The organism is Micromonospora sp. WMMC250, assembly GCF_027460215.1.
Classification (GTDB): domain Bacteria; phylum Actinomycetota; class Actinomycetes; order Mycobacteriales; family Micromonosporaceae; genus Micromonospora; species Micromonospora taraxaci.
Window position 1 is genome coordinate 4895593 of the sequence record NZ_JAPZBJ010000002.1, and the last position, 14089, is coordinate 4909681.

Annotated in this window: 15 protein-coding genes; 10 read left to right on the top strand and 5 right to left on the bottom strand. The window is 70.8% G+C overall.

What is annotated here, in order from left to right:
* Nucleotides 1-30: 30 nt before the first annotated feature.
* Entirely contained in the window at nt 31-1155 is a 1125-nt protein-coding gene (locus tag O3438_RS22010; RefSeq protein WP_269683717.1) for a PP2C family protein-serine/threonine phosphatase, read from the bottom strand.
* 104 nt (nt 1156-1259) lie between these two features.
* On the bottom strand, nt 1260-1892 hold the full coding sequence (locus tag O3438_RS22015; protein ID WP_269681695.1) for a septal ring lytic transglycosylase RlpA family protein: 633 nt from the start codon (nt 1890-1892) through the stop codon (nt 1260-1262).
* A 187-nt stretch (nt 1893-2079) separates the two neighbouring features.
* Here O3438_RS22015 and O3438_RS22020 point away from each other — a divergent pair, with 187 nt between their 5' ends.
* The 3 genes from O3438_RS22020 (at nt 2080) to O3438_RS22030 (ending at nt 4203) form a co-directional block, all read left to right on the top strand.
* Entirely contained in the window at nt 2080-2631 is a 552-nt protein-coding gene (locus O3438_RS22020) for a phosphoribosyltransferase family protein (protein ID WP_269681696.1), read from the top strand.
* A gap of 33 nt (nt 2632-2664) precedes the next feature.
* Nucleotides 2665-3705 (top strand): questin oxidase family protein, encoded by a 1041-nt coding sequence (locus O3438_RS22025; protein WP_269681697.1) that lies wholly within the window; start codon nt 2665-2667, stop codon nt 3703-3705.
* A gap of 66 nt (nt 3706-3771) precedes the next feature.
* Nucleotides 3772-4203, top strand: coding sequence for an ASCH domain-containing protein (locus O3438_RS22030; protein ID WP_269681698.1), 432 nt, complete (start codon nt 3772-3774; stop codon nt 4201-4203).
* An 8-nt stretch (nt 4204-4211) separates the two neighbouring features.
* Here the strand turns inward: O3438_RS22030 and O3438_RS22035 are convergent, their stop codons facing one another.
* Nucleotides 4212-5093 carry an LLM class flavin-dependent oxidoreductase gene (locus O3438_RS22035; protein WP_269681699.1) on the bottom strand — a complete coding sequence of 294 codons (882 nt, stop codon included), beginning with the start codon at nt 5091-5093 and terminating at the stop codon, nt 4212-4214.
* A gap of 94 nt (nt 5094-5187) precedes the next feature.
* Between O3438_RS22035 and O3438_RS22040 the strand changes: the two genes are divergently transcribed.
* The 3 genes from O3438_RS22040 to O3438_RS22050 all read left to right on the top strand — a co-directional run bounded on the left by O3438_RS22040 (nt 5188) and on the right by O3438_RS22050 (nt 7056).
* Nucleotides 5188-5607, top strand: coding sequence for a hypothetical protein (locus O3438_RS22040; RefSeq protein WP_269681700.1), 420 nt, complete (start codon nt 5188-5190; stop codon nt 5605-5607).
* Nucleotides 5608-5683: 76 nt separating this feature from the next.
* Nucleotides 5684-6385, top strand: coding sequence for a dihydrofolate reductase family protein (locus O3438_RS22045; RefSeq protein WP_269681701.1), 702 nt, complete (start codon nt 5684-5686; stop codon nt 6383-6385).
* Nucleotides 6382-7056 (top strand): dihydrofolate reductase family protein, encoded by a 675-nt coding sequence (locus O3438_RS22050; RefSeq protein WP_269681702.1) that lies wholly within the window; start codon nt 6382-6384, stop codon nt 7054-7056. The genes O3438_RS22045 and O3438_RS22050 overlap by 4 nt, the downstream gene beginning before the upstream one ends.
* Nucleotides 7057-7132: 76 nt before the next feature.
* On the opposite strand, the gene O3438_RS22055 is transcribed toward O3438_RS22050, so the two are convergent.
* Nucleotides 7133-7501, bottom strand: a complete 369-nt coding sequence (locus tag O3438_RS22055; protein WP_269681703.1) for a VOC family protein — start codon at nt 7499-7501, stop codon at nt 7133-7135.
* Between the two features lie 156 nt (nt 7502-7657).
* Here O3438_RS22055 and O3438_RS22060 point away from each other — a divergent pair, with 156 nt between their 5' ends.
* Nucleotides 7658-8602, top strand: coding sequence for an ATP-binding cassette domain-containing protein (locus O3438_RS22060; RefSeq protein WP_269681704.1), 945 nt, complete (start codon nt 7658-7660; stop codon nt 8600-8602).
* Entirely contained in the window at nt 8599-9348 is a 750-nt protein-coding gene (locus O3438_RS22065; RefSeq protein ID WP_269681705.1) for an ABC transporter permease, read from the top strand. Before O3438_RS22060 ends, O3438_RS22065 begins: the two co-directional genes overlap by 4 nt.
* Here the strand turns inward: O3438_RS22065 and O3438_RS22070 are convergent.
* A complete protein-coding gene (locus tag O3438_RS22070) occupies nt 9332-12466 on the bottom strand; it encodes a BTAD domain-containing putative transcriptional regulator (protein WP_269683718.1) in 3135 nt (1044 codons plus the stop codon). The two genes, O3438_RS22065 and O3438_RS22070, sit on opposite strands and share 17 nt — an antisense overlap.
* Before the next feature lie 234 nt (nt 12467-12700).
* Between O3438_RS22070 and O3438_RS22075 the strand changes: the two genes are divergently transcribed.
* Both O3438_RS22075 and O3438_RS22080 read left to right on the top strand, forming a co-directional pair.
* Nucleotides 12701-13321 (top strand): hypothetical protein, encoded by a 621-nt coding sequence (locus tag O3438_RS22075; RefSeq protein WP_269681706.1) that lies wholly within the window; start codon nt 12701-12703, stop codon nt 13319-13321.
* Nucleotides 13318-13986 carry a hypothetical protein gene (locus O3438_RS22080; RefSeq protein ID WP_269681707.1) on the top strand — a complete coding sequence of 223 codons (669 nt, stop codon included), beginning with the start codon at nt 13318-13320 and terminating at the stop codon, nt 13984-13986. Before O3438_RS22075 ends, O3438_RS22080 begins: the two co-directional genes overlap by 4 nt.
* Nucleotides 13987-14089: the final 103 nt, after the last annotated feature.

The following is a 14089-nucleotide window of genomic DNA, read 5'->3' on the forward strand; positions in this document are numbered from 1 at the left end:
ATTACACAGCTTCGCGGCGCGCGGGCGAGATCAGCTCTCGGCGGCACCGACCTCCCAGCTCGGAACGGCCGCGGCAGCGCCGGTGCGGGCGCCCACGTACTCCATCAGGACCAGCGCGATGTCGTCGTCCAGGCGTCCGTGGACCCACTCGATCAGGGCCGTCTCCAGCGAGGCCAACCCGTTGGCGACCGTGCCGTGGCCGAGCAGCCGCCAAGCCCGGTCGGCGGTGGGGAAGAACTCACCGTCCCGCCGCGCCTCGCCGAGCCCGTCGGTGAAGAGCAGCAGCCGGTCCCCGGGCTCCAGGCGTTCGACCCGAGGGCGGACCACCGGCATGAACCCGAGCGGAGGCGCCGGGGCCGGCGGCTCCAAAGGGATCACCGCGCCTCGACGCAACAGCAGGGGTGGCGGGTGTCCACAGTTGACGATCGTGAGTGTGCCGCCGCGTTCCTCGACCAGCGCCGCGGTGACGAAATCCTCGTCACCGACGTTGCGGGCCACCGCGCGGTCCAGGTCGGCGACGACGGCCCGCAGATCGGCCCGCTCGTACGCCACGTGCCGGTACGACCCGAGGACGATGCTCGCCAGTCGGACGGCGTCCAGGCCCTTGCCGCGGACGTCACCGATGATCATGCGGACGCCGTAGGGCGTGTCGATCGCCTCGTACAGGTCACCGCCGATCTCGGCCGTCGCGGTGGAGGAGATGTAGCGACCGGCGACCGAGAGCGTGCCGACCTGCGGCCCGAGCGGGCGTAGCACCGCCTGCTGGGCGACCGAGGCGAGCCTGGTCAACTCGACGATCTGCTCCGCCTGCCGCTGGCGTACCGACGTCACCGCCACTGCCAACCCGGTGGCGAGGGCGACCCCGACCACGTCGACCGAGGTGTCCAGCGACATCTTCGGCTCGGCCAGGGCGAAGGCGGCCCCGACCACCGTCGCGCCGACGCCCACCCCGAGCACCACCGGCCAGGAGGCCAGCGCGGCGGCCAGGAAGGGTGCGGCCGCCAACAGCCCGACGTAGTGCGCCCACCGGCCGTCCGCCGCCTCCACCGCCGACACGATCGCGAGCAGAACGAGGGCCGCGCCGAGGCCGGCGCGGGATCCGGGGCTCAGCGGGCGTCCGCCCGGCTGAAGGAATCGCGTGGATACGAGGGACAGTTTGCCTGATCCTCGTGAATCGGTGAATGAACCTGACCCGTCGTCCGAGGAGGTTCTGACCGGCCGGGCCAATCGGGCGACCAAATCGGCGTCACCCGCCCCGCTCAGCCGAGGACCTCGTAGCGGACGGTGAGCGCGCCGACGTCGACGGAGGCGATGGTGGCGAACGCGGCCCGGGAGAGGTCCAGGCAGCGGCCGTCGATGAACGGGCCCCGGTCGTTGATCCGCACCACCACCGACTTGCCGTTGGCCGGGTTGGTCACCCGGACCTTGGTGTTGAACGGCAGCGTCTTGTGCGCGGCGGTCAGAGCGTTCGGGTTGAACGACTCACCGTTGGCGGTGAGCTGCCCGTCGGAGTAGAACGAGGCACCACACGAGCCGCTGTCCAGGACCTTCGCCGCCGCCGTGGTCTTCTTGGCGGTCGGGCTCGGCTTCGGCGACGCGGTGCGGGCCTTGCTTCGGGAGGCGGCCTGCTGCGAGCGAGTGGCCGACGGGCTGGCGGACGCGCTCGGGGAGGCGCTGGCGCTCGGAGAGGCGGCCGGCGAGCTGGGGGCGAGGCTGCTGGCGGCGGTGGTCGGGGTGAGGTCCACTGTCGTCTGCCCCGACTGGGCGGAACCGGAGGTCAACTGCACGGCACCGAACGTGCCCCCGACGGCGAGGGCGACGCCGACCGCCGCGGTGGCCACGATGCCCGCCGGAGAGGAGAAGATGCGGGTACGGGAGTGCCTGCCTGCCACCGGCCCGGTCCTTTCGTCGACTGAACAAACCGGGTCGGACCGTAACGAGAGAAGTACTTCCGAAGTCAACGTGATCATAGTGGTATGCCCGTATTTGCACCGGTACGTGTAGCCGATCATCCGACCCCGGGTGGGCCGGCCGGGCCGGGTGCCGACACGTCGACAGGCAGTGCCGGAAGATGGGCGGGTGCCCGCTGAGCTGACCGACCGCCTGGCCGCCCTGTTCCGGTGGATCGACCCCGGCCCGGGCACGAGTCACCTGGTCAGCGACATCTCCGGTTGGTGGCGGGACCCGTCGGTACTGGCCGAACTGGGTCCGGCCCTGGTGACGCCGTACCGGGCCGCCCGGCCGACAGTGGTGCTCGCTCCGGCGGTCACCGGGCTGCTGCTCGGGCCACTGGCCGCCACCGCGCTCGGCGTCGGCTTCGTGGCCGCTCACAAACCCGGCGACGGGCGCCTCCCGGCCGGGCCGCTCACCTGGGCGCAGAGCCCACCGGACTACCGGGGTCGACAGGTCGACCTGGCCGTACGGGACCGGCACCTCGGCCCTGGCGACCGGGTGCTGGTGGTGGACGACTGGGTCCGCACGGGCGCGCAGATCCACGCCCTCTACGACATCTGCGCCGCGCGGGGCGCCGAGGTGCTGGGCGCGGCCGTGGTGGCCGTCGACTGCACGGCAGAGGTCGCGGCCGACCTCCGGATCACCGGCCTGATCGACGCCGCGGATCTGACGGCTTGACCTGAAGCGCGGTTCAGCTTCGACGATCGACACATGAGTGACGGAATCCTCGACGAGGCGTACGAACGACTGCACCGCACCGGCCCCGAATTCGAGGGGTGGCTCTCCAACCACGGGCCGATGGCCGTCGAGGCGCTGACCCGACACGGGCACCAGCAGCAGGTGCACCGCTGGCTCGACGACTACCTCGGCCGACTCGACGAGTTGCCCCGAGGGCTGCACCCGATCACCGACTGGCGGAGTGCGCTGGGCGACGCGAAGCGGGCCGGGGACTGGCTCACGTACTTCGACAGACAACTACGCGAACACCCGTGGCGCGACGTGCTCGGCACCTGGTGGCCCCGACTGCTGCCGGGCATCGCCGCCGGCGCCACCCACGGCGTGATCCGCGTCGGGCACGCGGTACGCGCGCTCGAAACGGACGACAAGATCCCGCAGCGGCTCACCGAACTGGGCCAGGCCCTCGGCTACTGGGCCGCGCGCTGGCAGCCGGTCCCGGGCGCCGACCGGATGCCCACCGACCTGTCCGCAGGGCCGCAGCAGGTGGACGTGGATGCCGCGCTGGCCGGGCTACCCCGGATCGACGACCAGAGCGGGGGCGTCCGTGATCGGTTGAAGCGGCTGCCTGGCGTACCCGGATGGGAGCCGGCGCTCGCGGCGCTGCGCCCCGCGCGGAGCCCGGCCGAGGCGGCGCAGGGCCTCAGAGCGTTGGTGCACCGCGCCGGCCTGGACTATCTGCGCTTCGGGCACACCGAGCCGGTCATGCTGGTGCACGCGGTCACCGCGCCGACCGCCGTGCTGCGTACCCTGCCGGCTCTGGACCGGGCGCTGTGGGCGCCGAGCCTCGCCGCGGCCTGGGCCGCGACGGCGGCCATGACCTCGGTGTACGCCCCAGCCGACGGCATCGCGCCGCCGACCGTGACCGCCGCGACCCCGGCGGAGGTCTTCGCCCGGGCGGCTCGGCACGGCGACGAACACGTGGTCAAGCTGGCCGACGCGGTGCTCGACGCGCACGCGGTCAGTGGCGACGACCGCATCCTCGCCGCCCCCGGCTACGCCGGGCAGATGATCTGACTGATCCGAGCCGGGCGGTGCGCGATGCGGCGGCGGCACGAGGCGCACTGGCCTAGCCTCGGCAGGATGTGGCCTCGGATCGGTGAACTGCGCACCCTCGCCCTCGGCACCCCCGGCGAGCTGCGGACGACCCTCAACACCCTCGTGCTGGCCGGCGTGAAGACCGCGACGGCCGGCCGGCTCGCCGAGTACGCGGAGGAGGGCGAGGAGCTGGAGCACGTCGGCGAACGGTTGGCCCTGGTCGACGACGACGACGCGCTGGCCGGCGTCGTGGAGATCACCGGCGTCGAGATCGTCCGTTTCGCCGAGGTGCCGTGGGAGTTCGCCCGGGCGGAGGGCGAGGGGGACCGGTCGATCGAGGAGTGGCGGGCCGGGCACGCGACCTACTGGGCGCGGCTCGGCACACCTGTCGACGACGACACCCAGATCGTCTGCCTACGCCTGCGGCTGGTCTCCGGCGGCGAGGGTGGGGTGGCCAGCGGCGACCTCGGCACCTGACCGTCGCCTCAGCCGCGCAGCTCCGGCAGCAGTCGGGTCGCCACGTCCGCCAGCACGTTCTCGTCGCCGGCGTACCAACTGCTCTCCCGTGGCCAGTGCGTCACCACGTCGGTGAAGCCCAGGTCGGCGGCGCGGCCGACCTGGTCGGCGAAGAACTGGGCACTGCTGAGCGAGAACACCGGCGCGGAGTCCAGCGAGAGATACCGGTCCAGGGTCGCCGGATCACGGCCGGCCTCGTCCAGCGCCCGGTCCATCCGCGTGGACAACGTCGAAACGCTGCCCCACCAGCTCTCCAGGTCGTTGTCGTCACCGGTGCCGGTGGTCACCCAACCCTGGCCGAACCGGGTCACCAGCCGCATCGACCGGGGCCCGTTGGCGGCCACCACGAACGGCACCCGCGGCTGCTGCACGCAGCCGGGATTGTTGCGGGCGTCCACCGCGGCGAACCACTCACCCCGCCAGGTGGTGCCGTCCTCGCGCAGGATCAGGTCCAGCAGCTCGGCGAACTCGGCGAACCGGTCGACGCGCTGACGCGGCGGCAGAGTCTCACCGCCCAGCACGGCCGAGTCGAAACCGATGCCACCCGCGCCGAGGCCGAGCAGCAACCGACCGTCGGAGACGTCGTCCACAGTGGTGATCTGCCGGGCGAACGCGGCCGGGTGCCGGAAGTTCGGCGACGCCACAAGGGTGCCCAGCCGGATCCGGGAGGTGACCGTCGCAGCGGCGGTCAACGTGGCCATCGAGTCGAACCACGGGCCGTCGACCAGGTCCCGCCAACCCAGGTGGTCGTACGTCCAGGCGTGGTCGAACCCCCACTCCTCGACCTGCCGCCACCGACGCTGCGCCTCCGCCCACCGCTGGTCCGGCAGGATCACGATGCCAATCCGCATGATCGCCAGCCTAGACCGGGGCACCACCGGCGCCGGGCCGCCGCTACCGTCCGGTCCTGGACCTCCGTTTTGCACAGGCCGTTAACCTGCGCGGGTGTCCCCTGAGCCCACCTCCGCCCACGCCCCTCGGGGTCGACGACGACGCGCCGTCTTCACCGGGGCAATGGTCCTCGGGGTGCTCATCCCGTCGATCGTGCTCCGCGAGCTGATCGAGTCCCGGTCCGGTAGCGGGCCGGCGGCCGACCTCAGCGCGATCGCCATACCGATGGCGGCCACCGCCTGGCTCGCGCCGTACGCCTCCTATCGGCGGCGCGACGCCCTGCTGTGGTTGGTCGGCCCGGGTGTCTACGTCTTCTCGGTGATCGCCTGGCGGCTGGCACTGTCGCCCTACCGCGACTGGAGGCCCCGCCCGGAGGAGTTGCACCGGGTGCGCTGGTCGCGGGACCCGGAGCGCGCGGGAACGTGGTACCTGGCCACGTCGTCGAGTGACGTGGATCACACACCAATCCGGTAGGGTCGATCCGCTCGACTCCGACCCCTCGGCGAGCGGCACCTGGGCAGGTGTCCGCCAGACGAGAGGACCACACGCGATGACCAAGGTGACCGCACAGCTGTCGGTGTCGGCGGACGGGTTCTACGCCGGCCCGCGGTTCGACGGCGACGGCAACTGGATGGACTCGGCCGAGAGCGCCGGGTTCTTCCGGGTCACCCGCTGGGTGACCGAGGTGTCGGCGTGGCGTGAACGACAGGGCTTCGCCGGTGGCGAACAGGACACCAACTCCGCTGTGATCGCCGAGACGTTCGAGGCGGCCGGCGCGTACGTGATGGGACGCCGGATGGCCGACGGCGGCGAGGTGCCCTGGGGTGACGAGCCACCGTTTCGCGCACCGGTCTTCGTCGTCACCCACCGCCCCCGCGAGCGTCTGCTGCGGCAGGGAGGCACCAGCTTCACCTTCGTCACCGAAGGGGTGGCCAGCGCCGTCGAGCAGGCACGTGCCGTGGCCGACGGTAAGAACGTCGCGGTGGCCGGGGGCGGCAGCCTGGTGCGGCAGGTCCTCAAGGCGGGCCTGCTCGACGAGTTGGAGCTGCACGTCGTACCGGTGGTGCTCGGCACCGGCCTGCGGCTCTTCGACGCGGACCTCGACCTGGCCGAGAAGGAAGCGATCGAGCTGACGCCGACCCGCGTCATCCACACACCGGAGGTCACCCACATCCGGTACGCGGTGAACGGTCGAGCCCCGCTGGTGCTCGACGATCGGGGCAGCGGTGGCGGCCCGACGGTGACCAGGTGACACAGCCGATCCGGGAGGAGACGACGATGCCGCAACTGTTGCGGGTGCAGTGCTTCAACGTTTCGCGCGACGGGTTCGGCACCGGGGAGGGGCAGAGCCTGGAACGGCCCTTCGGCCACGCCGACCCCACTCCGCTGTTCTCCTGGCGGGCCGCCACCGCCAGCTTCGTCTACCGCACCGAGCCCGGCGGCAGCCGAGGTCTGGACGACTACCTGACCCGCGACGCCGAGTGCAACATCGGCGCGGAGATCATGGGCCGCAACAAGTTCGGCCCCCAGCGTGGCCCGTGGGAGAACCACGACTGGCAGGGCTGGTGGGGGGACAACCCACCGTTCCACACGCCGGTCTTCGTGCTCACCCACCACGTACGCCCGTCGTTCACCCTGGCCGACACCACGTTCCACTTCCTCGATGCCAGCCCGGCCGAGGCACTGGCCCAGGCGAAGCAGGCGGCCGACGGCCGGGACGTACGCCTCGGTGGTGGAGTCGCCACGATCCGGGAGTTCCTCGAGGCTGACCTGGTGGACACGATGCACATCGCGGTCGCGCCCGTCGACCTCGAGCGGGGCGAGCGGTTGTGGGACAGCCCCGACGATCTTCTCGACCGCTTCCACCTGGAGTCGGTGCCCAGCACCAGCGGCATCACCCATCTGCTGTTCTGGCGACGATGACCGGCGTCGCGGGATGAGCCGCCGCAGATCTTGGACAGTTTCCGTTCCAGCGTGACGGAAACTGTCCACGATCTGCTCAGGGCAGGCGCGACAGCACCAGCATGCGATTGCCGTCAGGGTCCAGAACCCGGGCGGACCGTTCACCCCACGGCTGGTCGACAGGCTCCTCGACGACCGTCGCCCCAGCGGATCGCAGGGCGGTCACGGCGGCGTCGCAGTCGTCGGCGTAGACGCACAGCTCCCACCGGTGCGAGTGCGCCGGGTCGCCGGCGTCCGGGTCAGCGGCCAGGCCCAGCTCGCTGTTGCCCAACCGCAGCGCGACGAACTCCGGCTCGCCGTCCTCGGGAAACCGGTAGGTCAGCTCGAAGCCGACCACGTCGCGGTAGAACCCGATCAGTCGTGGCAGGTCAGGTGTCGTCACGATCGGAAAGGCCTCGGTGAACACGGACCACCTCCACGCCGGACAGTAGCCGCGTCGGGGCCCGGGTGGAACTACCACTGTCGATCCGGACGGTGTCGTCACCTGGTCGGATCTCCGTGTCAGTGGTCGTGTCAGAGCCGCGTCAGGGAGGTGACAGACCGGCCGCCAATGGTAGACCGCATGACGAGTTCAGCGATTGCGGTCTCCGGACTGCGGAAGGCCTACAAGGACAAGGTCGTGCTCGACGGCATCGACCTGGACGTCCCGACGGGCACCATCTTCTCCCTACTCGGCCCGAACGGGGCCGGCAAGACGACCACGGTGAACGTCCTGACCACGTTGGTGAAAGCCGACGGTGGATCGGTACGCGTCGCCGGACACGACGCCGCCACCCAGGCCAAGGCCGTCCGGGCGGCGATCGGAGTCACCGGCCAGTTCGCGGCGGTGGACGAGTTGCTGACTGGTCGGGAGAACCTCCAGCTGATGGTGGATCTCAGCCCGGTGCCGGCCAAGGACGGCAAGCGGATCGTCGCCGAGCTGCTGGAACGGTTCGACCTGGCGGAGTCGGCGCAGAAGCCGGTGTCGACCTACTCCGGGGGGATGCGCCGCAAGCTGGATCTGGCGATGACCCTCGTCGGCGACCCGCGGATCATCTTCCTCGACGAGCCGACGACGGGCCTGGACCCGCGCAGCCGGCGCACGATGTGGTCGATCATCCGTGATCTGGTGGCCGACGGGGTGACGATCTTCCTCACCACGCAGTACCTCGAAGAGGCCGACCAACTCGCCGACCGGATCGCCGTACTCGACCAGGGTCGCCTGGTCGCCCAGGGCACACCCGACGAGCTCAAGCGCCTGATTCCCGGCACCCACGTCCGGCTCCGGTTCGCGACCGTCGCGGAACTCGACGCGGCCGCCCGGGTGCTCGGCGACTCCATCCGGGACGACGAGGCACTCGCCCTGCGGGTGCCCAGCGACGGCGGGACCGCCTCGCTGCGCGCCCTGCTGGACCGGCTCGACGAGTACGCGATCAGTGCCGATGAGTTCTCCGTGCAGACGCCGGACCTCGATGACGTCTTCCTCGCCCTGACGGGCACCCGCAACCAGGAGGTAGCAGCGAAATGAGCGCCAAGTCCCACTCGATCGTCATGTTGCGCCGCAACTTCAAGCACATCGCCCGCAACCCGACCTCGGTGTTCAACGCGGTGCTGATGCCGATCGTGATCATGTTGATGTTCGTGTACATGTTCGGCGACGCCTTCAGCGTCGGCGTCGACTACATCGACTACGCCACTCCCGGCCTGATGCTGCTGGCGGTCTGTTACGGGCTGGGAGCCACCGCGACCGCTGTGAACTCCGACATGACGAAGGGCATCATCAACCGGTTCAAGGTCATGCACGTCTCCCGGGGCGCGGTGCTGACCGGTCACGTCGTCGCCAGCGTGCTCACCAACCTGGTCGCCATCGCAGCCCTCGTCGGGGTGGCGTTCCTGCTCGGATTCAGCCCGTCGGCGACCCTCCTCGGCTGGCTCGGCGCGATCGGCATCATCGTGCTGCTCGGCTTCGCCGCAGGCTGGCTCACCGTCGCGCTGGGTCTGTCGGCGAAGTCGCCGGAGACCGCCGGGCTGGCCTCCGTACCGCTGGTCATGCTGCCGTTCTTCAGCAGCGCGATCGTGCCCGCCGACAAGATGGGGCCAGGTCTCCGGGAGTTCGCCGAATACCAGCCCTTCACACCGATCATCGAGACCCTGCGCGGTTTCCTGAACGGCACGCCGTCCGCCGGCGACGTGATCCCCGCCCTCGTCTGGTGCGTCGCCATCGCGCTCGTCGGCTACCTGTGGGCGCGGTCCACGTTCACGAAGCGAGCGTGACCGCGACCAACTCCCTCCAGTGCGACCGAGTGCCCTCCAGCGCCGCCTCCGCGAAACCCCCATCGCCGAGGCGGCGCCGCACTGTCTGCTCGATGCGGACCGCATCCGGGTGGGAACGGTCCGGCCGTCCGCGTACGGCGCTGCTCGCCGCGAGCAGCCGCGCGGCCTGGTCGAACTGCTCACGCCGTAGGGCGAGGTCCGCGACTCCGACGAGCACCTGCGCGATCGTCGGCGCGTGCCCCGTCTCGGCCGCCGCCGCGCAGGCCGAGGAGCGGTGGTGACGGACCTCGTCGAGATCATCGGCGAGGTACCCGAGCAGGTCGTGGGTCACCGCGCCGATGTGCGCCTCTTCGGCCTCGTCGCGCAACAGGCCGGCCGCGACACCGATCTGTCGGGCCACCTCCTCGGCGTCGCCACGCCAGCGGGCGAGTTCCGCCTGTGACAGCGCCAGGATGGCCAACGCACCCGGCCACGTGACCCGACTCGCGTACCGCCGCGCCTCGGCCAGCGCGGAAGCGCTGGACTCCCCGTCACCCAACAACCAGTACAGCTGAGCCTGCCGCGAGAGCATCCGGATGATGTCCTCGACGGTGCCGACCTCCGTCACCACCGCGATCGCCTCGTCGTAGTACGCGCAGGCACGGGCGAACTCGCCGCGTACGGCGATCGACTCCGACAACTCGGTCAGGGCGAACGAGATCCCGAACCGCTCACCGAGGGCCCGGAACTCGGCGAGCGCCGTCTCGAGGTACGCGTCCACCTCCGGCCCGTGCTGGCCGAGAAGGATCCGCATCTTGCCGAGTTGCAGCCGCGCCAGCGCGCGTACCCAGGGGTCCTGGTCGTCGAGTAGCGGCTCCCACGCGGCCAGGATCGCGGCCGGATCCCGCAGCATGCGTTCCAGCGGTACGACGAGCGCCACACCCGGGTGGCTGCCGTGACTGCGCCGGCTGACCTCGTACGCCTTGTGGATCCACTCCGCCGCCTGGCGCTCGTCGCCCGGCCCGGAGTTGAGGAAGAGCACGACGAGTGCGTACACGGTGGCCCGGATCTCGTCGTTCACCTCGCCGGGCGCCTCGGTGGCCGCCGTGATCAGCTCCATGCCCTCGGTCCGGTGACCGCCGAGCCACCAGTACCAGCCAGCGCCAGCAGCCAACCGCATCGCGGCGTCCGCCTCGCCGGCGGCGAGCGCGCCGCGCATCGCGGAACCGATGTTGTCGTGTTCGAGTTCGAGGGTGGCGAGCCACCTCACCTGGTCGGCGCGGCGAAGGTGCGGCTCCGCCGTCTCGGTGAGATCGGTGAAGTAGGCCAGGTGCGCGCGGCGCGCGAGATCCGATTCGCCCGCCTCGGCGAGCCGCTGCGCGGCGTACTCCTTGATCGTGCCGAGCATCCGGTAGCGCGGTGCGTCGTCGCCCTCGGCGATCAGCAGTGACTTCTCGGCGAGCGCGGTGAGCAGTTCGAGCATCTCCTCCCGCTCGACCACGTCGTCGGCGCAGACCCGTTCGGCAGCTTCCAGACTGACCCCGCCGGAGAACACCGAGAGCCGACGCAGGACCGTCCGTTCGGCGTCGGTCAGCAGCTCCCAGCTCCAGTCGACGACGGCGCGCAGGGTTCGATGCCGGGGCAACGCGGTACGGCTGCCGCCGGTCAACAGGCGGAAGCGGTCGTCCAGCCGCCTGGCGAGCTGGTCGACGGACATGGTGCGCAACCGGGCCGCGGCCAGTTCGATCGCCAGGGGCATCCCGTCCAGCGCCCGACACACCCGCGCCATCGTCGACGACGTGTGGGCGTCGACCGCCAGATCCCTACGCACCGCGCCCGCCCGGTCTCGCAGCAACCGGACCGCGGGGGAGGATTCGATCTCAGCGGGGTCGGCGTCGAGGGGCGGCAGGGCCAGCGGCGCGACCGGCCACAACGCCTCACCGGTGATGCCCAGCGGCTCCCTGCTCGTCGCCAGGATCCGCAGCCGCCGACACTCTCCGAGAAGCCGATGGGCGACACTAGCCGCCGACTCGATCACGTGCTCGCAGTTGTCCAGGATCAGCAGCGCCTCCCGCTCACGGATCGCGGCGACGAGTCGATCGATCAGCTCCATGCTCGGCGCCTCGCCGAGCAGAGCATCCCGGAGCCCGAGCCCGCCGAGCGTCGCCTGCACCACGTCACCGTCCGCGCCGATCGGGGCGAGCTCGACCAGCCAGACCCCGTCCGGCAGGTCGCCGAGCATCAGTCGCGCGGTCTCCGTGGCCAGCCGGGTCTTCCCCGAGCCGCCCGGTCCGATCAGTGTCGTGAGCCGGTGTTCGGCGACGAGCGCACCCACCTCGGCGACGGCGTCGTCCTTGCCGACGAAACTGCTCAACTCGGCCCGGAGGTTGGTCTTGCGGTCCTCCTCCCGGCGCCCCAACTCGCCCCGCAGCAACGCGACGTGCAACGCCGAAAGCTCCGGCGAGGGATCGACGCCCAACGTGTCGGCCAGGGCCTCGCTCGTACGCTGGTGAACCAGCAGCGCCTCGTTGTCCCGACCGCTCGCGGCGAGCGCGCGCATCAACAACATGACGAGTCGTTCCCGCACCGGGTGCGCAGCCACCAGGTCGGTCAACTCCTCGACCAGCTCCGGACCGTGACCGAGGCTGATCTCCACGTCGAAGCGATCCTCCACGGCGGTCAGGCGCAGCCTCTCCAGCCGGGTGACCACCGCCTCGAACGCCGCGCTGTCGGTCACGCCGACGTCCTGCATGGCCGCACCCCGCCACAGGGAGAGGGCCTCGCGGAGCCTCCGGACCCGCTGCGGACCCTCGTCATCGCGCGCCTGACCGACGAGGCGCTCGAACCGTACGGCGTCGACGGAATCGGGTGCCACCGTCAACTGGTAGCCGTCGGTCTGCCCCTCGATCGCACCGTCCGGCAGCAGTTTCCGCAGCCGGGACACCAGGCGGTGCAGGGCGTTCGCCGCATCGGCGGGTGGCTTCTCAGCCCAGATCCAGTCCACGAGGGTCGCTTTCGGAACCACGTGACCCGGGCTGAGCGCGAGAGCGGCCAACAGTCCGCGTAGCCGCGCACCGGGCACGTCGGTGACGATGCCGTCAGTGCGAACCTCGAATGGACCAAGTAACCCGACCTGCACCTGGCAGATCTTGCCATGGACGTGAGAGTCGCCCGCGTTGCCGAGGTCCGGCGGTCGACCAATCCGGCGGCCCACCCCCGAAGGTGTACGGATTCACCGTGATTGCTCTTCCGAGGCACGCGATCGCGGCGCTGCCGTAACGATGGTCACGATCTTGGCGCTCTATCGGACAGACGCCGACGATCCCGAGGACGGGGCCGTCGGCGCATCGATGCCCTTCGACGTTAGGACCTGATGTCCGTTCAATTCCGCTCGACCCGCCAGCACCTGCTCCGTAGCAGTCTCCTGGTCGGCGCACTGGCCGGGCTCGCCACCGGCCTGCTGCCCACCAGCCCGGCGGGTGCCGCCCCCTCTCGGGCGGACCTCGTGGTCGCCGCCTCCGTCGACACCGTCGAGGTGCCGGCCAGCGGTGGCTGGTCGACCCTGACCCTCGACGTACGCAACTCCGGCACGAAGGCCAGCCAGGACGTGACCGTGGCGTTCACGCTGCCGGCGGGCGCCTGGTTCTCCTCCGACGGGTTCGTGATCCCGCCGAGCTGGAGCTGTGACCTGCAGGGCACCGCGACCTGTGCACACGCCCCCCTGGCCGCCGGGGAGATCGCCGACACGCTGAACCTGCCGTTCGGGCTCCCGCCCGGCACCGCCGGAGACGCAGTGACCGTCACCGCCACGGCAAAGACCGGTACGGAGTCGTCGACCGCCAACAACATCGGCCAGGCGAGCGTGCGCTACATCCCCAGCACGATGGACCTCGAGTTCGTGCCCGCCGCAACCAGCCAGCAGCTCCTCCCGAACGAGTATGTAAATGTTTCCACGTCCCTCCGGAACTCCGGGAACTCCCCTCGGGCGAGGTGACCGTCACCGTCCCGGTGCCCGCCGGAATGCAGGGCTCGGAGACGTGGAGCGAGGGGTGGGACTGCGCGTTCGGCGACAGCGTCGCCGACGGCCGGACTGGCTGGCGCTGCATCCACAGCCCGCTACGGCCGGGCGAGACGAGCGAGCAGCTGTACTACGGCGGGATCCTCACCTCCACCACCGTCGGCGACGTCGTGACGATGGAGGCGACCGCGGCGACGACGTCGCCGGAGACGACCCTGGAGAACAACACGGCTCGGCACACCGTCACGGTCGAGCAGGGGGCGATCGTCCGCGGCACCGTCTGGGTGGACGGCAACAACAACCGCGTATGGGACACGTGCGAGGTGGGTGCCCCGGTCGGCTCCGAAGGGATCTCCCGCATCGACGTGGCGACGCAACCCGGCGGGTCCGGCTCCGGCGGGCTGACCACCATCAACCCCGACGGAACCTTCACCGCCTACGTCCGCCCGGGCACCTACCGGGTGCAGTTTCACGTGTACGACCCGCACGACTTCATCGACTCGGTCGACTCGGACCTGATCTACTACTGGAACGAGACCGGTGGCGCCAACTACGGCCACACCGACTGGGTCACCGTAGCTACGGGTGATGAGGTGACGCTGGACGCGGGCGTCAGGTCACGCTGGATCCAGTCCTGCTGATACTCCTCGGCGCCGTTGCGGCGCACCCGGGTGGTCCGGCCTCCGCGGCCGGGCCGCCCGGATCTCGTCGTGGGCCCATCGGCACGGCGTCCGCTCGACCCTC